At 73.8% G+C, this 21,721-nt stretch carries 18 protein-coding genes and 1 pseudogene; 9 read left to right on the plus strand and 10 right to left on the minus strand.

All coding sequences use genetic code 11. The features are described 5' to 3' along the window. Positions 1-177: 177 nt before the first annotated feature. A complete protein-coding gene (locus BIV28_RS14145; protein ID WP_076262867.1) occupies positions 178-3,693 on the minus strand; it encodes a DEAD/DEAH box helicase in 3,516 nt (1,171 codons plus the stop codon). 66 nt (positions 3,694-3,759) lie between these two features. Here BIV28_RS14145 and BIV28_RS14150 point away from each other — a divergent pair, with 66 nt between their 5' ends. The 5 genes and pseudogenes from BIV28_RS14150 (at position 3,760) to BIV28_RS14165 (ending at position 7,236) form a co-directional block, all read left to right on the plus strand. Further along, complete coding sequence (locus BIV28_RS14150) at positions 3,760-4,227, plus strand: acyl-CoA thioesterase (protein ID WP_076262868.1); 468 nt, start codon at positions 3,760-3,762, stop codon at positions 4,225-4,227. After that, complete coding sequence (locus BIV28_RS14155) at positions 4,224-4,721, plus strand: TY-Chap domain-containing protein (RefSeq protein WP_076262869.1); 498 nt, start codon at positions 4,224-4,226, stop codon at positions 4,719-4,721. The genes BIV28_RS14150 and BIV28_RS14155 overlap by 4 nt, the downstream gene beginning before the upstream one ends. 67 nt (positions 4,722-4,788) lie before the next feature. Next, positions 4,789-5,631: pseudogene (locus BIV28_RS20295) on the plus strand (sulfatase-like hydrolase/transferase); the annotation flags it as partial. A 77-nt stretch (positions 5,632-5,708) separates the two neighbouring features. After that, entirely contained in the window at positions 5,709-6,290 is a 582-nt protein-coding gene (locus BIV28_RS20300; RefSeq protein ID WP_242653041.1) for an alkaline phosphatase family protein, read from the plus strand. A gap of 31 nt (positions 6,291-6,321) precedes the next feature. Continuing rightward, positions 6,322-7,236, plus strand: a complete 915-nt coding sequence (locus BIV28_RS14165; protein WP_083707354.1) for a formylglycine-generating enzyme family protein — start codon at positions 6,322-6,324, stop codon at positions 7,234-7,236. Positions 7,237-7,251: 15 nt separating this feature from the next. Here the strand turns inward: BIV28_RS14165 and BIV28_RS14170 are convergent, their stop codons facing one another. Genes BIV28_RS14170 through BIV28_RS14180 form a run of 3 tightly spaced genes read right to left on the minus strand, consistent with a single transcriptional unit; the run spans position 7,252 to position 11,350 of the window. Continuing rightward, on the minus strand, positions 7,252-8,061 hold the full coding sequence (locus BIV28_RS14170) for an SDR family NAD(P)-dependent oxidoreductase (RefSeq protein WP_076262871.1): 810 nt from the start codon (positions 8,059-8,061) through the stop codon (positions 7,252-7,254). An 8-nt stretch (positions 8,062-8,069) separates the two neighbouring features. Further along, positions 8,070-9,044, minus strand: coding sequence for an NADPH:quinone oxidoreductase family protein (locus tag BIV28_RS14175; protein ID WP_076262872.1), 975 nt, complete (start codon positions 9,042-9,044; stop codon positions 8,070-8,072). Further along, entirely contained in the window at positions 9,044-11,350 is a 2,307-nt protein-coding gene (locus tag BIV28_RS14180) for an exo-beta-d-1,3/1,6-glucosidase (RefSeq protein ID WP_076262875.1), read from the minus strand. The genes BIV28_RS14175 and BIV28_RS14180 overlap by 1 nt, the downstream gene beginning before the upstream one ends. Positions 11,351-11,381: 31 nt before the next feature. On the opposite strand from BIV28_RS14180, the gene BIV28_RS14185 reads away from it, so the two are divergent. Next, on the plus strand, positions 11,382-12,686 hold the full coding sequence (locus BIV28_RS14185) for a DUF4921 family protein (RefSeq protein WP_242653033.1): 1,305 nt from the start codon (positions 11,382-11,384) through the stop codon (positions 12,684-12,686). Beyond that, on the plus strand, positions 12,683-13,150 hold the full coding sequence (locus BIV28_RS14190; RefSeq protein WP_083707355.1) for an MOSC domain-containing protein: 468 nt from the start codon (positions 12,683-12,685) through the stop codon (positions 13,148-13,150). Before BIV28_RS14185 ends, BIV28_RS14190 begins: the two co-directional genes overlap by 4 nt. Before the next feature lie 48 nt (positions 13,151-13,198). Here BIV28_RS14190 and BIV28_RS14195 read toward each other — a convergent pair whose 3' ends face one another. The 3 genes from BIV28_RS14195 to BIV28_RS14205 all read right to left on the minus strand — a co-directional run bounded on the left by BIV28_RS14195 (position 13,199) and on the right by BIV28_RS14205 (position 15,452). After that, entirely contained in the window at positions 13,199-13,588 is a 390-nt protein-coding gene (locus tag BIV28_RS14195; protein ID WP_076262877.1) for a hypothetical protein, read from the minus strand. Continuing rightward, on the minus strand, positions 13,585-13,926 hold the full coding sequence (locus BIV28_RS14200) for a PadR family transcriptional regulator (RefSeq protein WP_242653035.1): 342 nt from the start codon (positions 13,924-13,926) through the stop codon (positions 13,585-13,587). Before BIV28_RS14200 ends, BIV28_RS14195 begins: the two co-directional genes overlap by 4 nt. A gap of 62 nt (positions 13,927-13,988) precedes the next feature. Next, on the minus strand, positions 13,989-15,452 hold the full coding sequence (locus tag BIV28_RS14205) for a flavin-containing monooxygenase (RefSeq protein WP_076262879.1): 1,464 nt from the start codon (positions 15,450-15,452) through the stop codon (positions 13,989-13,991). Positions 15,453-15,517: 65 nt separating this feature from the next. Between BIV28_RS14205 and BIV28_RS14210 the strand changes: the two genes are divergently transcribed. Further along, entirely contained in the window at positions 15,518-17,536 is a 2,019-nt protein-coding gene (locus tag BIV28_RS14210; RefSeq protein ID WP_076262881.1) for an NADPH-dependent 2,4-dienoyl-CoA reductase, read from the plus strand. 61 nt (positions 17,537-17,597) lie between these two features. Here the strand turns inward: BIV28_RS14210 and BIV28_RS14215 are convergent, their stop codons facing one another. Continuing rightward, positions 17,598-18,719: a ScyD/ScyE family protein gene (locus BIV28_RS14215; RefSeq protein ID WP_207555994.1), complete on the minus strand. Its 1,122-nt coding sequence runs from the start codon at positions 18,717-18,719 to the stop codon at positions 17,598-17,600. A 235-nt stretch (positions 18,720-18,954) separates the two neighbouring features. On the opposite strand from BIV28_RS14215, the gene BIV28_RS14220 reads away from it, so the two are divergent. Beyond that, positions 18,955-19,398: an iron chaperone gene (locus BIV28_RS14220; protein ID WP_076262884.1), complete on the plus strand. Its 444-nt coding sequence runs from the start codon at positions 18,955-18,957 to the stop codon at positions 19,396-19,398. A gap of 15 nt (positions 19,399-19,413) precedes the next feature. Here BIV28_RS14220 and BIV28_RS14225 read toward each other — a convergent pair whose 3' ends face one another. Both BIV28_RS14225 and BIV28_RS14230 read right to left on the minus strand, forming a co-directional pair. Continuing rightward, positions 19,414-20,685 (minus strand): glycosyltransferase, encoded by a 1,272-nt coding sequence (locus tag BIV28_RS14225; protein ID WP_076262886.1) that lies wholly within the window; start codon positions 20,683-20,685, stop codon positions 19,414-19,416. Between the two features lie 7 nt (positions 20,686-20,692). Then, positions 20,693-21,721, minus strand: a complete 1,029-nt coding sequence (locus BIV28_RS14230) for an LLM class flavin-dependent oxidoreductase (protein ID WP_076262888.1) — start codon at positions 21,719-21,721, stop codon at positions 20,693-20,695.

Here is a 21,721-nt window from a genome sequence, read left to right on the forward strand (position 1 = left end):
ATCACTCTATGCCGCGCGCTCGAGGCGTCGACAGGGGTGTCCGGAGGGCCGGCTCGCCGGGTTTCGTACCCGTTCGCCCCATCCTTGAACTTCGAGCACACTTGAGGTCAAACGAGACCCGTGCCCCTGCGAACACCGTCGCAGCGGCCGGTACGACGCACCACCCACGGAGTCCGCTCAGTCGAGGCCGAGCAGGTCACGGACGTCGTCGGGGGTGATCGCCCCGGTCATCGACCCACCCTCGTCGACCACGCGGTCGAAGAGGTCGCGCTTGCGCTCCTGCAGCGCCACGACCTTCTCCTCGATGGTGCCGGCCGAGACGAGGCGGTAGACGGTGACGGGCTTGTCCTGGCCGATGCGGTGGGCACGGTCGATGGCCTGGGCCTCGGCGGCGGGGTTCCACCACGGGTCGAGGACGAAGACGTAGTCGGCCTCGGTGAGCGTGAGGCCGAAGCCGCCGGCCTTGAGGCTGATGAGGAACGCGACGGCGTCGCCCTCGCGGAAGCCGCGCACGACGTCCTGGCGGTCGGTGGTCGAGCCGTCGAGGTAGGAGGTGGCGAGGCCCGCCCTGGTCAGCGCGGCCTCGACGAGTCGCAGGAACCCGGTGAACTGGCTGAAGACGAGGGCGCGGTGCCCCTCGGCGGCGAGCTCGCGCAGCTGGTCGACGAGGAACTCCACCTTGGCCGCGGTGGCCCGCCCCGCCTGGGCGGGGTCGACGAGCGAGGGGTCGAGGGCGAGCTGGCGCAGGCGCGTCAGCGAGGCGAGGATCGCCACGCGGTTGGCGTCGGCGTCGCCGAGCAGGCCGAGGATCCGCTGTCGCTCGCGCTGCAGGTGCTGGTCGTAGACGTGCCGGTGCACCGGGTGCGGCTCGAGCGGCACGACCTGGACCTGCTTGGGCGGCAGGTCGAGCGCCACCTGCTCCTTGGTGCGGCGCAGCACGAGCGGCCGGATGCGCCGGCGCAGGAGGTCGAGCAGGTCGGGCCGCTCCCCCGACTCGATGGGCCGCCGGTAGTGCTGGGTGAAGACGTCGGGGCGCGGGTAGAGCCCGGGCGCGGTGAGCGACAGCAGCGACCAGAGGTCCATGAGGGAGTTCTCGAGCGGGGTGCCGGTGACGGCGAGGGTGAACGGCACCCCGAGCCGGCGCACCGCGAGGTGGGTCTTGGCCTGGCGGTTCTTGACGAACTGGGCCTCGTCGAGAACGACTCCGCCCCAAGCGATCCCGTGGAACGCGTCGGAATCGAGGCGCAGCACGGCGTACGACGTGACGACGACCTGGGCCTCGGCGACGGCCTCGGCGAGGGCGGTGCCGCGCTTGCGCTCGGTGGCGGTGACGGCCGTGGCACGCAGGTGCGGCGCGAACGTGTGCAGCTCCTGCAGCCACGTGCCGACGACGCTCGTGGGCGCGACGACGAGCACCGGTCCACGTGCGTCGGGCCGCTCGGGGGTCACGCCACCGAGCTCGCCGCGATCGTGGGCCCGCGCGAGCGCCGCGATGACCTGGAGCGTCTTGCCGAGGCCCATGTCGTCGGCGAGGATGCCGCCGATGTGGGCGTCCCACAGGCGGGTCAGCCAGTGGTAGCCCTCGAGCTGATACGGGCGCAGGGTGGCCCGGAGGTCGGGCGGAACCTCGGCGGCGGGGGCGTCGGCGAGGGGCGCGAGCGCCGCGACGTTGGCCGCCCAGCGGGCGCTCTGCTGCTCGACGACGCCGAGTGCCGCGAGCTCCTCCCAGAGGTCGGCGTGGTGGGCGCTGAGGCGCAGCCCGCCGGTCTCGGGGTCGGCGAGGTCGCGGGCCTCGTCGATGAGGGTGCGCAGGCGGACGAGCTCGGGCCGGTCGAGGCGGAACCACGAGCCGGACTCGAGCAGCATGATGTCATCGCCCGCGGCGAGCGCGGCGAAGAGCGGCTCGAAGGGCACCTCCTCGCCGTCGACCTCGACGGTGACCCGCAGGTCGAACCAGTCGCCCTGCTCGGCGGGCTCGCGCCGCCGCGTGGGGCCGCCGGCCGGCAGCGCGTCAGTGACGACGTCCGTGGCCCCGATGCGCACGACGGGCGGCGCCGTGACCTCCTCGTACGGCGGGAGGTCGCCGTCGACCTCGACGGTGACGTGCTCGTCGGCCTCGAGCGCGGGCAGCTGCTCGGAGACGAACCGGGCTGCGTCGACGCCGCGCAGGTGCAGCCGCGAGCGCAGCCAGGGCAGCTTCTCGGCGAGCCCGCCGACGGCGCCGGGCACGGCGTGCAGCGACGTTGCCGCGAGCGTCGCGACGGTCTCGGCGTCGCGGTCGCGGGTGCGGCGGATGCCGAGGGCGCCGAGCGCACCGTGCGTGCCGTGGGTGGGTCGTTCGCTGATCGGCCGCAGCACGCCGTCGTAGGCGTGCCCGAGCTCGAGGCGCAGCTCGCCCGGCACGTCGTGGACGACCCGGACGTGGACGGTGACCCGCTCGGGGCCGCCCGGCGCGTCCGCGGGGTCGGCGACGGGCAGCGGCACCTCGGAGCGCACCCGCACCCGCTGGCGCAGGCCGGGAACGGTGGACCCGAGGAAGCGGGCCCGCTCGTCGGCCGGGACCCGCAGGCCGGCAACGGCCTGCTCGAGGGCGGCCGGGGTGAGCCCGAGGTCCTGCTCGAGCGGCACGAACGTCAGGGTGCCGTCGTCGGCGGAGACCGCGACGCCGTGGACCGGGTCGCCGAGGAAGAGGACCTCGGGCTCCTCGCCGGCACCTCCGTCAGGCTCGGGCAGACCGACGACCTGCACGTCGACGACGAGGTCGCCGGAGTCGCCGGGGGCCCGGCGCACGTGCAGCTCGAGCGTGGCGGGATCGTCGAGGACGGTGACCGGTCCGGTGACACCCTCGCCCGGCAGGAGCGCGACGCCCGCGTCGCGGGCGCGCGAGAGCAGCGGCCACACGTCGGGGCTCGCGTCGAGGGCGATGGGCGGCGCGGCGGTCAGGTGCGTCGTGCCGCCGGAGCCGTGGCGCGCGGCGTCGTAGAGACGCGTCAGGACCCGCTCGTGCTCGGGCAGCAGGCGGATGCCGGCGCGCCACTGGGGCAGGGCGTCGTGCCAGGTGAGGGTGCGGTGCCACGTGCCGGCGCGGGTCCACCGGGTGGGCCGGACGCCGTAGCCCGGCTCGGGCAGGCCGCCACGGCCGCGCGGGTCGCGGTAGACGACGTCGACGAGCAGGCCCGCGGGCATGAGGTCGCCGCGGGGCTCCGGTGGCGCGTCGGGGCCCGGGGCCGTGTCGGCGCGGGGGCGGACGTGGCCGAGGACGTCGGACCAGTGCACGAGCCGGGGCGCGGTGTCGGGGCGGGGAGCCGCGGCGGTCTCGCCGACGCGCGGCCCCTCTTCCGGCTCTACGACGGCCTCGGGCAGGACGCCGTTGGCGACGTCGCGGGCGGTCATGAGCAGGGCGACGACGTGCTTGCAGTCGGTGGCGACGGGGCAGCTGCAGCGCCCGTTCCACAGGTGCGCGCGGCCCTTCGGGTGCGGGCGGGCCTCGATGATCGTCTGGTAGGTCTCGGTGCCGCTGCCCTCGATGGTGCCGAGGATCATGAGCCCGTCGGGGCGCGTGGCGATGGAGCGGACCCGGCGCTCGGCGGCGTAGGCCTCGCCGCGGCCGAAGGTGCGCGAGCCGACTTGCTGGGCGATGTCGGGATCGGTGACCTGCGCGACCCACGTCGCCCGCCCCACGCTCCACGCCATCCCTCGACTCTAGGTCGCCGCGCCGACACCGGCGGCGGCCGTCCACCGGTCCGGCAGGATGGGCGGATGGCCGACCCACGCTCCCTGACGCTCGCCGACTTCCCCGTGCACCGGCCCGTGACGACGCGGTGGTCGGACAACGACATGTACGGCCACCTCAACAACGCCGTCTACTACGAGCTCTTCGACTCGGCGATCAACGGCTGGCAGGCCGAGCACGTGACGATCGACCCGACGCGCGACCCCACGCAGGGCGTCGTGGCCGAGTCCGGCTGCGCGTTCTACGCCGAGGTGGCCTTCCCGACCCCACTCGTCGTCGGCCTGCGGGTCACCCGCCTCGGCACGAGCAGCGTCACCTACCAGCTCGGGCTCTTCGCCCACGGCGCCGACGCCGCCGACGCCACCGACCAGCCCATCTGCGCGCTCGGGCACTGGGTGCACGTCGAGATCGACGCCAGGACGCGTCGGCCGACGCCGATCCCGGACCACCTGCGCGCCCTCATGGAGACGGCGGTGGCGGGGCCGGACGCATGACCGATCCGCTCGAGGAGACGTGGGAGGCGTGGACCGCGCGCATCGCAGCCGACCTCACGGACCTGGCCGAGGACGACTGGATGACGTTCACGGTCCACGTGCCGTCGCGGGCCGCGGTCGAGCACGCCGACCCGCGGCCCCGACGCGGGTGGCGTCGGGGCGCGGCGTGTCCGGGTGACCGGCCCTCGGTGCCCGACGTCCTCGTCCAGGCGAGCCGCGTCGGTGGCGTGGTCGCGCTCGAGTGCATCGGCGACACCGAGTTCGAGGGCCTGACCGACCTGACCCGCGACCAGCAGACGACCCTCACCGGGCTGGGCTGGGAGCGGGAGGGCCCGGAGCCGGAGTTCGGCCGGACCTTCACCGCCGGCGCCGACGCCGCCCGGTTGGTGCACGCGAGCCTCGCCCTCGTCCTCGGCGCGACCAGCCCGGCCGACGTCGACGTCCGCCGGGCGCCCCGGCCCTCCGGAACCGCCGAAGCCACCCTCGAAGAGTGAGTTCCCGGGGCCCAGCGACCCCTAGCGTGCTGGGATCGGACCGTCCGTTCCTGTCTCTGGAGGCGCCATGGCCGACCGGCCGAACATCCTCGTCATCTGGGGCGACGACATCGGGATCAGCAACCTCAGCTGCTACTCCGACGGCCTCATGGGATACCGCACCCCGAACATCGACCGGATCGCCGACGAGGGCGTCCGGTTCACCGACTACTACGGCGAGCAGTCCTGCACGGCGGGACGGGCGGCGTTCATCACCGGCCAGAACCCCTACCGCACCGGGTTGACGAAGGTGGGCTTCCCGGGCGCCGACATCGGCCTGCGTGCCGAGGACCCGACGATCGCCACGGCCCTGAAGAACCTCGGCTACGCCACCGGCCAGTTCGGCAAGAACCACCTCGGCGACCGCGACGAGTTCCTGCCGACGATGCACGGCTTCGACGAGTTCTTCGGCAACCTCTACCACCTCAACGCCGAGGAGGAGCCGGAGCTGCCGGACTACCCGACGGAGGAGGAGTTCCCGAACTTCCGCCAGAGGTTCGGTCCCCGCGGCGTGCTGCACTGCTGGGCCGACGGCGACGGCAGCCAGCGCGTCGAGGACACCGGCCCGCTCACCAGGGAGCGGATGAAGACCGTCGACGACGAGGTCCTCCCCGAGGCCCTGCGCTTCATGCGGGACGCCCAGGCGGCCGACACCCCGTTCTTCGTGTGGCTCAACACGACGCACATGCACTTCCGCACCCACGCCAAGCACGGCAGCCGGGGACGGGCGGGCCGCTGGCAGTCCGAGTACCACGACGTCATGTGCGACCACGACGACCTCGTCGGCGAGGTCCTCGACTTCCTCGACGAGGCGGGCCTGGCCGAGAACACGTTCGTCATGTACTCCACCGACAACGGCCCGCACATGAACAGCTGGCCCGACGCCGGCATGACCCCGTTCCGCAGCGAGAAGAACTCCAACTGGGAGGGGCCTACCGGGTGCCGGCGATGGTCCGGTGGCCCGGACACGTCGAGCCGGGCACGGTGCTCAACGGCATCGTCAGCCACAGCGACTGGTTCGTCACGCTGCTCGCGGCCGCGGGTGACACCGACGTGGCCGAGCGGCTGCGCGGCGGCACCGACCTCGCCGGCACGTCCTACCGGGTGCACCTCGACGGGCACGACCAGCTCGCCTACATCACGGGCGAGACGGACCGGAGTCCCCGCCAGCACTTCTTCTACGTCTCCGACGACGGCGACCTCACCGCGATGCGCTTCGACAACTGGAAGGTGGTCTTCCTCGAGCAGCGCACCCCCGGCACGCTGGCGATCTGGCAGGACCAGTTCACCGAGCTGCGGTTCCCCAAGCTCTTCAACCTCAAGACGGACCCGTACGAGCGGGCCGACGTCACGTCGAACACCTATTGGGACTGGATCCTCGACCACATCTGGCTCTTCGTGCCGGCCCAGCAGTACGTCGGGCAGATGCTGCAGACGCTGGTCGAGTTCCCGCCTCGCCAGGAGCCAGCGAGCTTCACCATCGACCAGGTCCTCGCCAAGCTGAAGGCCGCCGGTGCGGGCAGCTCCTGACACGGTCGCGCTCCCGGGCGGCACTTTCCTCATGGGCTCGGCGGCCCACTACCCGGAGGAGGCGCCGGTGCACCCGGTGCGGGTGGGCGCGTTCGAGATCTGGGCGACGCCGGTCACCAACGCGCAGTTCGCAGCCTTCGTCGGGGTCACCGGCTACGTCACGGTGGCGGAACGGCCGCTGGACCCCGAGCAGTTCCCGGGCGCCCCGGCGGAGAACCTCGTCCCGGGCTCGATGGTGTTCACCCCGACGTCGGGGCCGGTCGACCTGCGGCACCTGAGCCAGTGGTGGACCTGGGTGCCGGGGGCGTCGTGGCGCGCGCCGTACGGTCCCGGCAGCTCGGTGAAGCGGATCCCGGACCACCCCGTCGTGCACGTGTGCCACGAGGACGCCCGGGCGTACGCCGACTGGGTCGGTGCCGACCTGCCGACCGAGGCCGAGTGGGAGTACGCGGCGCGGGGAGGTCTCGAGGGTGCGACCTTCACCTGGGGCGACGAGGCCCGTCCCGGGGGTCGCATCATGGCGAACACGTGGGACGGCCCCGACTTCCCGTGGCGACACACCCGCGAGAGCGGCTTCCTGCGCACCTCGCCTGTCGGCAGCTTCCCCGCGAACGGCTTCGGCCTGCACGACATGGCCGGCAACGTGTGGGAGTGGACCGACGACTGGTGGACGAGCGCCCACCCGGAGGCGGCCGAGTCGCACTGCTGCGCGCCGGTGGACCCGCGCGGCGGCAGGGTCGAGGGCAGCTACGACCCGAGGCAGCCGCAGTTCCGGATCGGGCGCAAGGTCATCAAGGGCGGTTCGCACCTGTGTGCCGACAGCTACTGCCTGCGCTACCGTCCCGCGGCACGCCGGCCGCAGATGGTCGACACCGGCATGAGCCACGTCGGGTTCCGCTGCGTGCGACGCTCTCCCGTCGACGACAGGACACCCCACGACGCGTGACCCGCCGGGGGAAGGTCAGCGGCCGGCGGACACCCGCCGCGCGGCGCGCTTCATGACGGCGGTGTAGGCCGGACGCGCGAACCGCTTGGCGCGCCAGGCGATCCGGCCGTCGAGGTCGGTGAGCACGACGTCTCGGCGGGCGTCGATCCCACGCACGACGGTCGCGGCCACCTCGTCGGCCGAGCGGCGCGACCGGCTGACCATGGCGCGTCCGGCGTCCTCCATCTCGGCGTCGGCACCCTGGAAGGAGGCGTCGAGGCCGCTGCGGAAGAACGACGGGCACACGACGGTGACGGCGATGCCGTGCGGCGCGAGCTCGTGCGAAAGGGTCTCGCTCACGGCGACGACCCCGGCCTTGACGGCGTTGTAGGCGGACATCCCGGGCGCGTGCACGAGGCCGGCGAGCGAGGCGGTGTTGACGAGGTGACCGCTGCCCTGCTCCTTGAAGAGCGGCGTGAACGTGCGGCAGCCGCGGACGACGCCGAGCAGGTTGATGTCGACGATCCACCGCCACTCGTCCATCGTCGCGACGTCGATGCGTCCGCCGGCGGCGACGCCCGCGTTGTTGACGAGGACGTCGAGGCCGCCCCACGTGTCACGCACGTGGGCGAGCGCGGCGTCCCAGTCGGCGTCCTCGCGCACGTCGAGGCGCCGGTAGCCGACCGACGCGGGCAGCGCGTCGGGACGCTCGGGCGAGAGGTCGGTGGCGAGGACGCGGTCGCCGCGGGCGTCGAGCGCGCGCACGAGCGCGAGCCCGAGGCCGGACGCGCCGCCGGTGACGAGGACGCGTCGGGGCGATCGGGGGGCGCGGCGTCGCAGCGGCACGGCTCGCCTCACGACCCGCGGACGGTGATCGTCACCTTGCCGGTGGCGCGCCGCTCGTCGATCTCGGTCAGGGCCGCGGCGACGTCGTCGAGGGCGTGGCGGCTGCCGATCGGGGGGTCGAGGAGGCCGCGCTCGAGGAGCGGCAGCAGCGCGTCCCACTGGGTGCGGACGAACTCGGGCTGCTTCTGCCAGAAGGCTCCCCAGCCGACGCCGACGACGCTGACGTTGTTGAGGAGCAGCCGGTTGACCTTGACCTCGGGGATCGAGCCCGCCGTGAAGCCGATGACGAGCACGCGGCCCTCCGGGGCGAGCGCGCGGAGGCTGTCGGTGAAGCGGTCGCCGCCCACCGGGTCGACGACGACGTCGACGCCGCGACCCTGGGTCAGCTCGCGGGTGGCCTCGAGGAAGCCGTCGGCGGGCACCACGTGGTGGGCACCTGCGGCCTGGGCGACGGCTGCCTTCTCCTCGCTCGACACCACCGCGATGACCCGTGCGTCCATGGCCCGCGCGAGCTGGATCGCCGCCGTGCCGATGCCGCCGGCGGCACCGTGCACGAGGACGACCTCTCCGCGCTCGAGGCGACCGCGCTGCGTCAGGGCGAAGTGCACGGTGAGGTAGTTCATCGGCAGCGCGGCGCCGGCGACGAACGACACGGCGTCGGGCAGCGGGAAGGTGAGCGCCTCTGGTACGAGGACCTGCTCGGCGAAGGCTCCGAGCACCGGGAAGGCCGCGACGCGGTCCCCGACCGAGTAGGCGCTCCCCTCGGGCACCGCGCTGACCACGCCCGCGCACTCGGCGCCCGGGGTGAAGGGCGGGTCGGGACGCATCTGGTAGAGCCCGCGCGTCAGCAGGACGTCGGGGAAGGCGACGCCCGCCTCGTGCACGTCGACGACGACGTGCCCCGGCGCGACGGTCGGTGCCTCGACGTCGTCGAGGCGGACGGACGACGGGCCGTCCAGGGTGGTCACTCGGGCGGCGCGCATCATCGGGCTCCTGCTGGGTCGGGGGCGGGGTGGCGGACGGAGAAGGGGACGCGGAGCAGGTCGGCGTCGCGAGACGTCGGGCCGACGAGCAGCTCGAACTCGCCCGGCTCGACGACGCGGCGGCCGGACGCGTCGACGACGGTGCACGCCGCGACCGGCACCTGCACGTCGACGACCAGCGACTCCCCCGGCGGGACGGTGACGCGCCGGAACGCCTTGAGCTCCTTGGCAGCCCACGTGACGCTCGTGACGACGTCGGCGACGTAGGCCTGCACCACCTCGTGCGCCGGACGGGTGCCGGTGTTCCTCAGCGTGACGCGCGCCCGGACGGTGCCGCCGGTGTCGAGCTCGGTGGCGTCGAGGGCGAGGTCGGACCAGTCGACGGTCGTGTAGGACAGGCCGTCGCCGAAGACGAACTGCGGCTCCTGGGTCAGGTCGGCGTAGCGGTGGCCGTGCTGGCCGCGCACCTGGTTGTAGTAGGTGGGCTGCTGGCCGACATGGCGCGGGACGGACACCGGGAGGCGCCCCGCGGGGTCGACGTGCCCGAGGACGAGCTCGGCGACGGCGCGGCCGCCGCGCATCCCCGGGCTGAACGCCTCGACGATCGCCGAGGCGCGAAGGGCGCTGGGCGGCAGGACGTTCGGCTTGGAGTGGAGCAGCACGAGGACGAGCCGGACTCCCGTGCCCTCGAGGGCGTCGACGAGGGCGTCGAGCAGGGCGACCTGGCCGCCCTGGAGGTCGAGCGTGGCGGTCGAGCAGCCCTCGCCGGTGAGGGCCACCGTGTCGCCGAGGACGACGACGGCGAGGTCGGCCGCCCGTGCCGCGGCAACGGCCTGCGCCACCTGGTCGGCGTCGACCGGGGCGGGCGAGGACACGGGCGGGCGCGGCTGCCCGTCGGGGAAGGTCGGGCCGTCGGGGTCGGGCAGGAGCTCCTCGATGTCGGCGCCGCGGGCGTGCGTCACGGTCCACGTGTCCGGGACGACGGCCCGGAAGCCGTCGAGGACGGTCTCGACGGTCTCGCGCGGGTGCCCGTCGGGCATCCAGTCGACCTGGCCCGACGCGCCGGCCCAGTCTCCGAGGTTCGCCTGCGGGTCGTGGGCGTTCGGGCCGATGACGGCGACGGTGCGCGGCATCGCGTCAGGGCCGTCCGGCTCGAAGGGCAGCGAGCCGTCGTTGGTGAGCAGGACGAGGGACCGCCGGGCGACCTCGAGGTTGAGGGCGGCGTGCGGGGCGGAGCCGATGACGGCCCGCTGGCGCTCGGCGTCGGGGGCGCGGGGGTCCTCGAAGAGGCCGAGCTCGACCTTGAGGCGCAGGACGCGGCGCACGGCGTCGTCGACGGCCGCCTCGTCGAGCAGGCCTCGGGCGACGGCCTCCTGGGCACTTTCGAAGAACTGGGGGGTCGTCATGACGAGGTCGTTGCCGGCCCCGACCGCGACGGCCGCAGCCTCGACGTCGTCGGCGCAGACCTTCTGCTCCCAGACCATCCGGCCGACGTTGTCCCAGTCGGTGACGAGCGTGCCGGTGAAGCCCCACTCGCCCTTGAGGACGTCGTCGAGCAGCCACCCGTTGGCGGTCACGGGCACGCCGTCGATGGCCTGGTAGCCGAGCATGACGGTGCGGCAGCCCTCGCGGACGGCACGCTCGAACGGCGGCAGGAACCACGAGGCGAGCTTGCGGCGCGACAGGTCGGCCTCGCTCGCGTCGCGTCCGCCCTGGGTCTCGGAGTAGCCGGCGAAGTGCTTGGCGCAGGCGAGCACCGCTGTGGGGTCGGTGAGCCCGTCGCCCTGGTAGCCGCGGACCATCGCCGCGCCGAGCTCGCCGATGAGGTGCGGGTCCTCGCCGAACGTCTCGCCGACCCGGCCCCAGCGCAGGTCGCGGGTGATGCAGAGCACCGGCGAGAAGGTCCAGTGGATGCCGGTGGCCGCCACCTCGACGGCGGTGGCGCGGGCCGCCTGCTCGAGCAGGCCGGGGTCCCACGAGCAGGCCATCGCCAGCTGCGTCGGGAAGATCGTCGCGCCCGGCCAGAACGAGTGACCGTGGATGGCGTCGTCGGCCGTGAGGAGCGGGATCCGCAGCCGGGTGCGGCCGACGAGGTCGATGGCCTCGAGCATCCGCTCGGGCGAGGCGTGCAGGACCGAGCCCGCGAGGCGCGTCAGGACGACGTCCTCGAGGTCGCCCCTCGCGTCGAGCTGGAGCATCTGCCCGACCTTCTCCGGCAGCGTCATGCGTCCGAGGAGGTCCTCGACGCGCTCGTCGACGCCGCAGCTCGGGTCGAGGTAGGGGTGGAGGGGGTCGTCGGCGGCCACGCACCGACGCTAGCCCACCTAGTCTGGAGGCGTGAGCCAGCCATCGGTCGGCCAGTCCGGAGCCCAGACCCTGCATCCCCTGACCCGGCTGCCCGACGGCACGGTCAAGCAGGTCAACCCCCTCACCGGCACCAAGGTGTGGACGCTGCCGGGCCGCGCGGCCCGGCCGATCGGCGTCCCGAACCGGGTACCGCTGCCGATCGACCCGGACGACCACGACCGGCACTGCGCCTTCTGCGCGGGCCGGATGCTCGAGACGACGCCGGAGATCGCCCGGCTCGTGCGCACCGCCGCCGGGTGGACGCAGCTGCGCGGCCTGCTCGCCGAGCAGCTCGACGACTCCGTCGCGGAGTTCCGGCTCATCCCCAACCTCTTCGAGATCCTCAGCTACGACTACTGGCACCTGACCCACGGGTTCGAGCCCACCCCCGAGTCCCAGGCGCACCGCGAGGCCTACCTGGCCACGCCGGCCGGGCGGGCGCACGTCACCGAGCTGGCGCGGATCCGCATGCGCGCCAGAGGCGCCCACGGCGCCGACGCCGAGCCGCTGGCCGAGGACGACCTCGACCGGGAGGCCGTGGGGCTCTTCGCCGGCAACCACCAGGTGGTCGTCGCCCGGCGCCACTACGTCGACGGCGCGACCGACGACACGCAGCTGGCGGCGTCGGGCACGCTGACCCCCGGCGAGCACGAGCAGTACGTGCGCCTCAGCATCGAGGCGGTGCGCGACCTCTACCGCGGCAACCCGTACGCCCGGTACGTGTCGGTGTTCCAGAACTGGCTGGCGGCGTCGGGGGCCTCGTTCGACCACCTGCACAAGCAGGTCGTGGCCATCGACGAGCTGAGCGCCCAGAAGGAGGTCGAGGTGCGGCGGGTGCGCCGCGAGCCCGACCTCTTCCTCCGCTGGGGGGCGCGGTTCGCCGAGGAGCAGGGCCTGGTCGTGGCCCGCACCGAGCACGCCGTCGCCTTCGCCGGTGTCGGGCACCGCTACCCGGCGCTCGTCGTGCACGTCCTCGACGGCGAGCCGTGCCCGTGGGAGCTGTCCGAGCAGCAGGTGCGCGACTTCTCCGACCTCGTCCACGCCTGCCAGGCCGCGACCGGCGTCCACGTGCCCTCGAACGAGGAGTGGCACCACCGGCCCCCGTCGGTCGACGTGCCGATCCCCCTGCGCGCCGTCATCAAGTGGCGCATCTCCACGCTCGCCGGCTTCGAGGGCGGCACGAAGATCTACGTCAACACGATCGATCCGTGGACGCTGCGCGAGCGGACCGTGACGCGGCTGCGCGAGCTCTTCGACGCCGGTGCGGTCTCCGGACGCGTCGAGGTGGCCGGGTGAGCCCCACGGTGGTCGCGATCCACGTCGCCAAGGCCCGACGCCTGCCGACCCGGTCGGTGCAGAGCGTCGAGGCCGAGGCGGGAGCCGGGCTCGTCGGCGACCGCTACCACGGCAGCCGGCACCGGCACGTCACGGTGCAGGCGGTCGAGGCCCTGGAGGCGGCCGCGGCGGACCTCGGGCGACCGGTCGACCCGGGCCTGACGCGGCGCAACGTGACCATCAGCGGCGCCGCGGTGCCCCGACGCCCCGGCGAGCGCATCCGCATCGGCGACGTCGACCTCGAGGTGGTCCGGGTGGCCGCACCGTGCCGGCTCCTCGACGACGAGCTCGGTCCGGGCGCCGCGCGGGCGCTGCACGACCGCTCGGGCACCGTGTTCCGCCTGCTCGGGTCGGGCACGATCAGCGTCGGCGACCCCGTCGACCTCGACCCCGAGCCACGCGCGGTTCGAGGCGACGGCGCGTGACGGGAGGTCGATCCGACCGTGGCGGCGGTTACCGGCCGTCTTCTCGCCTCAGTGCACGCCCATGGAGGCGCCCCACGCCAGGCCGTCCTGAGGCCTGCTGTCGGCACGGCCGTCGTCCTTGACGTGCCCGCAGCGGCGACAGTGGTGACTCACGTACCTGCGGTTCTCCGGGTTGTCGTGGACAGCGAGGTAGGCGTGCAGGTGCAGGCGGCACCGCAGGGGCACCGCATCCGGGTCGGTGCCGACGATGATGCGTCGCAGCTCGACGGCGTGCACCAGCACGCTCCAGGCGTAGCCGGTGGCCCCTTCGGGCTCGGCTGAGAGGTCGGCACGCCACTCGGCCAGGTACCGGCCCCGGCTCGCGCGCGGCAGCAGCGCCGCCGCCGCCCGACACAGCAGGCCGGGGAGCGAGGGCGTGGCCGGCCAGAGCGCCCTCATGAGAACCCCACGCTGCCGGGCGCCGGGCGCAGCACCGAGCGCCGCTTCTCCCGAGCGCGGGCGACCTTCGCCAGCGCGGCCTCGGCGCGCTCGAGACCCTCTTGGGTGAGCCGGTAGTACCGGCGCTGCGGTCGCCCGACTGCGGCGGGATCGACGTCCTCCCAGCCGCTCTCGAGCCAGCCCAGGCCCTCTAACCGCGCCAGGATCGGGAACACGGTGCCGCTGGGCAGCCCGGTGAGCGCCATGACCTCCAGCCCGTACCGCTCGCTCGACGCGTCGCGGACGAAGGTCTGGAGCACCTCGACCGTCGTGACGGTCATCCTCGGTTCGCCACTCATAGCAGAAGTCTACATAGTGTCTGGCGGCGTGACCAGCAGTTCGTGACACCAGGACAGCAATCTCAGCGGGAGAACTCCATCGCCTCCGCGACGTCACCACGGAGCAGGTCGCGCCGGTCGAGCAGGTAGTTCTGGCGCATCAGCCACGGAGCCCGGTCACCTTGTCGGGGAAGGAGACTCGCGGCGCGGGTCACGTAGCCCGACGACAGCGGCAGCAACGGGCTGCCGGTCATGCCGTCGGGCGGTCGCGGCACCGCAGTGCGCCAGCCGTGGGCGTCCATGTGGTCGACGAGCCGGCACACGTACCGCGACGCCAGGTCGGCCCGCAGCGTCCACGACGCGTTGACGTACCCGACGCACACGGCGAGGTTCGGCACGTCGCCGAACATCAGGCCCCGGTACACGACGAGGTCGCGGGTGGACCGCGTCTCGCCGTCGACGTCGAACGCGATGCCCCCGGCGATCTCGAGCCTCAGCCCGGTCGCCGTGACGACGACGTCGGCGGGCAGCTCGCGCCCGGAGGCGAGCCGGACCCCCTGGGCGGTCATCGTGTCGATGGTGTCGGTGACCACGTGCGCCCGGCCCTCGCGCAGCACCCGGAAGAGGTCGCCGTCGGGCACGATGCAGAGGCGCTGGTCCCACGGGTCGTAGGACGCCGTGAAGTGCTCGGCCATCTCCTTCGACCCCAGCGCCCGCGCCGCACCGCGGGCGAGCAGCCCCCGGGCGAGCGCCGGACGTCGCCGGCTCAGCTGGTAGAACGCCATCGTCGTCAGCACGTTCTTGTACCGCACGACGTCGTCGCCGACGCGGCCCGGCACGACCCGGCGCACCGCGTCGCGCACGCGGTCGCGGCGTGGCAGCGCCGTGACCCACGAGGGCGTGCGCTGCAGCATCGTCACGTCGGCGCCGCGGTCGGCGAGCGCCGGCACGAGCGTGACCGCGGTGGCCCCCGACCCGATGACGACCACCCGCCGGCCCGCGACGTCGAGGTCGTCGGGCCAGAACTGGGGGTGCACGACGCGGCCGGCGAAGTCCGCGCGACCCGGGATCTCGGGGTCGTGGCCGCGGTCGTAGTCGTAGTAGCCGCAGCAGAGGTAGAGGAAGCCGCACGTGAGGGTCTCGTGCACGCCACCCGGCCGTTCCACCGTGACCGTCCACCGGGCGTCGGGCGTCGACCACGAGGCCGCTACGACCCGGTGCCGGTAGCGGATCCGTTCCTCGATGCCGTGCTCGGCGGCGGTCTCGCGCAGGTAGCGCAGGATCTTCCCGCCGTCGGCGATGGCGTCGTCGTCGCGCCAGGGCGCCCACGGGAACCCGAGCGTCAGCATGTCGGAGTCCGAGCGCACGCCCGGGTAGCGGAACAGGTCCCACGTACCGCCGCTCGCGTCACGAGCCTCGAGCACGGCCCAGGACCGGCCGGGCAGCATCGTGCTGATCCGGTACGCGGCACCGATCCCGGACAGGCCCGCGCCGACGACGAGGACGTCGAGGTGCTCGAGGGTCCGGTCTCCGTCCGTGGTGCTCACCCCGCCATTGTGACGTGTGCCGCGCCCATGGCTACCGCACGGTAACCGCGGCTACCCTCGAGCGGGTGAGCCCGTACCCCCACCTGCTCGAACCCCTCGACCTCGGCTTCACGACGCTGCGCAACCGCGTCGTCATGGGCTCGATGCACACGGGCCTCGAGGACCGCGCGAGCGACCTCGACCGGCTCGCGACGTACTACGCCGAGCGGGCCCGCGGCGGGGCCGGGCTCATCGTCACCGGCGGGTTCGCGCCGAACCTCGAAGGCACCCTCTACCCCGGTGGCTCGGCCCTGCTCACCTCCAGACAGGCCCGCAGGCACCGTCGCATCACCGACGCCGTGCACCGCGAGGGCGGGAAGATCGCGCTGCAGATCCTGCACGCCGGGCGCTACGCCTACCACCCGGCGTCGGTCGCCCCGAGCCGTCTCAAGTCCCCCATCACCCCGTTCACGCCGCGCGCCCTGTCGACCCGCGGCGTCGAGCGCACCGTGCGCGCCTACGCCCGCTGCGCCCGCCTGGCGCGCGAGGCCGGCTACGACGGCGTCGAGATCATGGCCTCCGAGGGCTACCTGCTCAACCAGTTCCTCGCGCCGCGGACCAACCAGCGCACCGACCGCTACGGCGGCTCCCCCGAGAACCGGCGCCGCCTGCCCGTCGAGGTCGTCCGCGCCGTCCGGGAGGCCGCCGGCGAGGACTTCGTCGTCGTCTACCGCCTCTCGATGCTCGACCTCGTGCCCGACGGCCAGTCGTGGGACGAGGTCGTGGCCCTCGCCCGCGAGGTCGAGGCCGCCGGCGCGACGATCATCAACACCGGCATCGGATGGCACGAGGCCCGCGTGCCGACCATCGTCACCTCCGTGCCGCGCGGCGCCTTCACCCGAGTCACGGCGAAGCTCCGGCCCGAGGTCTCCGTGCCCGTCGTCGCCTCCAACCGCATCACGATGCCCGACCTCGCCGAGCAGACCATCGCCGACGGCAGCGCCGACCTCGTGTCGATGGCCCGCCCCTTCCTCGCCGACCCCGACTGGGTCCGCAAGGCCGAGCAGGACCGCGCCGACGAGATCAACACGTGCATCGCCTGCAACCAGGCCTGCCTCGACCACACCTTCGCCAAGAAGACGGCCACCTGCCTCGTCAACCCGCGCGCGGCCCACGAGACCGTCCTCGTCCTCGCCCCGACGCGTCGGGCCAGGTCGGTCGCGGTCGTCGGCGCCGGCCCCGCGGGCCTCGCCGCGGCCACGTCGCTCGCCGAGCGCGGTCATCGCGTCGAGCTGTTCGAGGCAGCCGAGGACATCGGCGGCCAGTTCGCCCTCGCCATGCGCATCCCGGGCAAGGAGGAGTTCGCCGAGACGATCCGCTACTTCCGCCGACGCCTCGAGCTGACCGGCGTCAAGGTCCACCTCGGCCGCCGGGCCGAGCCGGCCGACCTCACCGAGTTCGACGAGGTCGTGCTCGCCACCGGCGTCGAGCCCCGCATCCCCGACGTGCCCGGCATCGACCACCCGAAGGTCGTCACCTACGCAGCGGCCGTCCGGGGCGAGGCGCCCGTCGGCCGACGCGTCGCCGTCATGGGGGCCGGCGGCATCGGCGTCGACGTGTCGGAGTTCCTCACGCACACCGCCTCGCCGCTCACCGTCGAGCAGTGGATGGCCGAGTGGGGCGTCGGGTCGCCCGACGCGTCGCGCGGCGGGCTCGTGGACCCGCAGCCGGAGGCGTCGCCGCGGGAGGTGCACCTGCTCCAGCGCAAGGACACCCCGATCGGCAAGGGGCTCGGCAGGACGACCGGCTGGGTCCACCGGGCCGCCTTGAAGGCCAAGGGAGTCCATCACCACGTCGGTGTCAACTACGAGCGAGTCGACGACGCCGGCCTGCACGTCACGCATGGCCCCGACCGCGCCGACCCGCAGGTGCTCGACGTCGACACCGTCGTGCTCTGCACCGGCCAGGAGTCGGTGAACGGGCTCGCCACGACGCTCGAGGGCCTCGGCGTGCCCGTCCACGTCATCGGCGGGGCCGAGCTCGCCGCCGAGCTCGACGCCAAGCGGGCCATCCGCCAGGGCACCGAGCTGGCCGCCCGCCTCTGACCGTCACGGCGTCGGGCCGCCACCGCCGAGGTGGCGACCCGACACCGCCCTGCGCCTCCCCTCAGTGGTGCAGGTGCACCTTCATGACGCTGCCGGCTCCCGGCGGGCAGAAGGTGCTGCAGGTGGTCACGTACGCCGACTCGCCGCGGATCGCGACGCCGTAGGGCAGCGGCAGGCCGGCGGCGACGACACGGTGCGAGCTCGACCACGGCTTGACCGCGACGAGGTCACCCGGGCCGCCCGACAGCAGGCCCGTCGCCGACAGCTCGACGGCGTAGAGACGCCCGTGCTCGTCGAACGCGAGCGACGTGACGTTGGTCAGGCCGGTGGCGTAGGCCTTCGGCCGGTGGCCGGGCACGATGCGCCAGATCGTCGACGCGCCGGCCTCGAACGGGTAGCCGACGAGCTGGGAGACGTACCAGGCACCGTCGGGGCCCTTGACGACGTCGGTGGGCACGGCGTCGGCCGGGAAGCCGACCGGGAGCCCCTCGGCGGCCTTCGTCGTCGGCACGGGCGGCAGGACGCCGACCGTCGACCCGCCGTGGCGCGTCGAGACGACGTCGTTGCCACCGGCGTCGGCCACCACGAAGCCGTTGCCCTTGCGGGCGAGCCCGACGGCGTTGCTGTCGACGTCGGTGCCGTCCGGGTTGGCCCTCTGCTCGTAGCCGGCCACGTCGAAGACGCGCCGGACGCCGGCGCCCGGGTGGCGCAGGTCGCCGGTGACGACGCTGCCGAGCAGCGCGGCGTCGGGCCCGAACCCGGCCCGGTAGTCGGGGCTGCCGCCGAGCCCGATCGTCAGGGCGAAGCGGTGGTTGCCCGTGAACACGATGTCGCTCGGGCCGATGACGTCGCTCCCGCCCGCCGAGGGCAGGCCCTGCACGACGCGCGTGACGCCCGTCCGGCCGACCTTGGCGACCGAGCCGGTGAGGCCGAAGCAGACCTCCCCGAGCTCGCCGACCTGGCACGGTCCCGAGCCGCCGAGACCCGCCTCGGCGACGTACAGCTGACCACCCGGGCTGAAGGCGAGCTGCCTCGGGTTGTTGAGGCCGGTCGCGACAACCGTCGGCCCATCGGTGTCCGCCCCTGCCGGTGCCCCGCCCCAGAGGCCGGCGGCGACGGCGACGGTCGCGGCGGCCGCGGCGATGCGGCGGCGTCTCCCGGTTCTTCCCATGGCTGTGCTCATGCGCGTGCTCCTCCTGAGTACTCGACCCTCGGTCGTCGGCGACGCCGGAGTCCCCTGCCTCCCCCCCTCTCGGCAGGCTACGACCGGCTCCGGAGGCGCACCGGCGAACCGGCCAACGCGCGGCTTTCGTCCGGAACGCACCGGAGGCCACCCATCGGTCAGGAATCGAGAAGCCGCCACCGGCCGCCCTGCCCGAGACTGGGTGCACCACCACGACAGAGGGGACACACCAGAGATGAGCACCACGACGAAGCGGACCGGCCCGGCCTTCACCGACGACGAGAAGGCGGCGATGAAGGAGCGCGCGAACGAGGTCAAGGCCTCCCGCCGCAAGGGCGCCGACCCGGCCGAGGCGAAGGCCCAGATGCTCGCGAAGGTCGCCGAGATGTGCGACGAGGACCGCGCGCTGGCCGAGGGAGTGCTCGCCCTCGTCGAGAAGGCCGCGCCCGACCTCGAGCCGGGCACCTGGTACGGCATGCCGTCGTGGTCGAAGGGCGGCAAGGTCGTCTGCTCCTTCCAGCCGGCCGCGAAGTTCAAGGCGCGCTACTCGACGCTCGGGTTCAACGACCCCGCTATGCTCGACGACGGCGACGTGTGGCCCGTGGCCTTCGCCGTGCTCGAGCTCACCCCGGCCGTCGAGAAGCAGCTCACCGCCGTGCTGCGCAAGGCCGCCGGCTGACGACCGCCCGCAGGGTCAGCGCGCGAGGACGGCGGCGACGACGCGTGCAGCGTCGGCGGCGCCGTCCTCCGCTGTGACGAGCCCACCCAGCCGCTGCGCCGTCCCGACCGACGCGGGGGCCAGCGCTTCCTCCAGCGCCCGGGTCAGCCGAGCCGCCCCGAAGTGCTTGCGCGGCAACGGCGCCGGACCGCAGCCGAGGTCGTGGACGCGTCGGCCCCAGTACGGCTGGTCGGCGATGTGGGGCACGACGACCTGCGGCACGCCGGCCCGGAACGCCGCGGCCGTCGTGCCGCCGCCGCCGTGGTGGACGACCGCCGCACACCGCGGGAAGAGCCACTCGTGCGGGGCCTCGTCGATGGCGAGGACCCCGTCGGGAAGGTCGTCCGGCCGCACGCCCGCACGGCCCAGCCGCGCCCACCCGGCGCTGACGATCCCGCGCCGGCCGACCGCCCGCAGCGCGTCGACGAACGCGCGCAGCACCGCCGGCGGGTCGTGGGTCGGCATCGAGCCGAAGCCGAGGTGGACGGGTGGGTCACCGGCGTCGAGGAACGACGCGAGGGCATCCGGCGGCTGCCAGGACGCCGCGTCGGACCGGAACCACCACCCTGTCTGTGCCAGAGTGTCGGGCCAGTCGGGCGCGTGCGGCACGACGTGCGGACTCGCGGCCAGCAGCGTCGGCGTCGTCGACGCGTCGTGCACGTAGCCTCGGAAACCCTTGCGGGGCAAGCCCATCCGGTGACGCATGCGGTCGCCCGGCTGGCGGAAGATCGACCACGCGGCATGGGCCGCGAGCCAGCTCCAGCCGAGGTTGAGCACCGAGGCCGACCCCGGCCGAAGAGCGAACGACGACGACGGCCCGTACCGCGACGGCCACACGGGCTGGAAGGTCGCGTAAACGTGCGGACGCCCGTCCCGGGCGCAGAGGCTCGCCACCGCGTCGAGGGTCAGCGCGCTCGACACGACGGCGTCGGCGGCACCGACGACGCGGGCCACGTCGGCGCCGAGCGCGTCGGCCGTGTAGGCCACGACCCGGCGCATGAGCGCGGCCTCGCGCACCTGGTTGGTCGAGGAGCCCCGCAGCCAGCGCCGTCCGAGGTCGGACTCGACGCCCGGGCGCACCTCGAACGACAGCGGCTCGAAGGCGACCCCGTGCCCCTCGACGAACCCCCGGAAGTCGGCGGCCGCGACGACGACCGGCTCGTGGCCGAGCGCCGACAGGTGCGGCGCGAGCGCGACGAACGGCTGCACGTCACCGCGCGAGCCCATGCCCAGCAGCGCGACCCGCATCGACGCGTCAGCCGAGCTGCTCGCGGACGCGCGGCACGACCTCCTCGGCGTACAGCCGGATGCACTCCATGCGCTGGTCGTGCGGCAGGGTGCCGAAGGAGTACTTGAGCTGGAAGCGCGAGAGCCCCAGCACCCGCACGGTGTCGACGATCTTGGCGGCGACGGTGTCGGGCGACCCGCAGTAGACGGCCCCCTCCGGCCCGAGCTGGCCCAGCGCCTGCTCCTTGGTCATCGGCGCCCAGCGGCGTTCACGGCCGAGCTTGTTCATGTACGGCACGAAGTGCGGCAGGAAGTCCTCGACGGCCTGCTCGTCGGTGGCCGCGACGTAGCCGGGCGAGTGGACGCCGACCGGCAGCTCGGGCTTGTCCATCTCGGTCAGCGCCCGCCGGTAGAGGTCGGCGAGCGGGGCGAACTGCCGCGCCGAGCCGCCGATGATGGCGATGACGACGGGGAACCCGTGGTGCGCGGCCCGCACGACCGACTGCGGCGTGCCGCCGACGCCGACCCAGACGGGCAGCCGCCCCGACTCGGTGGCGGGCATGACGCGGTCGACCTGAACGGGCGGGCGGATCGAGCCCTGCCACCGCACCGGACGCTCGGCGACGACGGCGGCGAGCAGGTCGAGCTTCTCCTCGAAGAGGGTCTCGTAGTCGGCCAGGTCGAGACCGAACAGGGGGAACGACTCGATGAAAGACCCTCTGCCGACGGTGATCTCGGCCCGTCCGTTCGAGACGGCGTCGACGGTCGAGAAGCGCTGGAAGACCCGGATCGGGTCGTCGGAGGACAGCACCGTCACCGACGTGCCGAGCCGGATGCGCTCGGTGCGCGTCGCGAGGGCTGCGAGCAGGGTGTCGGGCGCGCTGACGGCGTAGTCGGGGCGGTGGTGCTCGCCGATGCCGAAGAAGTCGAGGCCGAGCCGGTCGGCGAGCTCACCCTCGGCGAGCACCTCCCGCAGGACGACCGCGGGGTGCAGCGGCTGCCCGTCGGGGCCGTTCGCGATGTCGCCGAAGGTGTCGAGCCCGAGTTCGAGAGCCAT

Origin of the sequence: Intrasporangium flavum (assembly GCF_001956915.1) — a bacterium.
Taxonomy (GTDB): Bacteria; Actinomycetota; Actinomycetes; order Actinomycetales; family Dermatophilaceae; genus Monashia; species Monashia flava.

Excerpts from the sequence above, each read along its gene's own strand:
- BIV28_RS14145 (WP_076262867.1), bottom strand. The coding sequence starts at position 3,693 with ATGGCGTGGAGCGTGGGGCGGGCGACGTGGGTCGCGCAGGTCACCGAT.
- BIV28_RS14150 (WP_076262868.1), top strand. The coding sequence starts at position 3,760 with ATGGCCGACCCACGCTCCCTGACGCTCGCCGACTTCCCCGTGCACCGG.
- BIV28_RS14155 (WP_076262869.1), top strand. The coding sequence starts at position 4,224 with ATGACCGATCCGCTCGAGGAGACGTGGGAGGCGTGGACCGCGCGCATC.
- BIV28_RS20300 (WP_242653041.1), top strand. The coding sequence starts at position 5,709 with ATGGTCCGGTGGCCCGGACACGTCGAGCCGGGCACGGTGCTCAACGGC.
- BIV28_RS14165 (WP_083707354.1), top strand. The coding sequence starts at position 6,322 with ATGGGCTCGGCGGCCCACTACCCGGAGGAGGCGCCGGTGCACCCGGTG.
- BIV28_RS14175 (WP_076262872.1), bottom strand. The coding sequence starts at position 9,044 with ATGCGCGCCGCCCGAGTGACCACCCTGGACGGCCCGTCGTCCGTCCGC.
- BIV28_RS14195 (WP_076262877.1), bottom strand. The coding sequence starts at position 13,588 with ATGAGGGCGCTCTGGCCGGCCACGCCCTCGCTCCCCGGCCTGCTGTGT.
- BIV28_RS14200 (WP_242653035.1), bottom strand. The coding sequence starts at position 13,926 with ATGAGTGGCGAACCGAGGATGACCGTCACGACGGTCGAGGTGCTCCAG.
- BIV28_RS14215 (WP_207555994.1), bottom strand. The coding sequence starts at position 18,719 with ATGAGCACAGCCATGGGAAGAACCGGGAGACGCCGCCGCATCGCCGCG.
- BIV28_RS14220 (WP_076262884.1), top strand. The coding sequence starts at position 18,955 with ATGAGCACCACGACGAAGCGGACCGGCCCGGCCTTCACCGACGACGAG.
- BIV28_RS14225 (WP_076262886.1), bottom strand. The coding sequence starts at position 20,685 with ATGCGGGTCGCGCTGCTGGGCATGGGCTCGCGCGGTGACGTGCAGCCG.
- BIV28_RS14230 (WP_076262888.1), bottom strand. The coding sequence starts at position 21,721 with ATGGCTCTCGAACTCGGGCTCGACACCTTCGGCGACATCGCGAACGGC.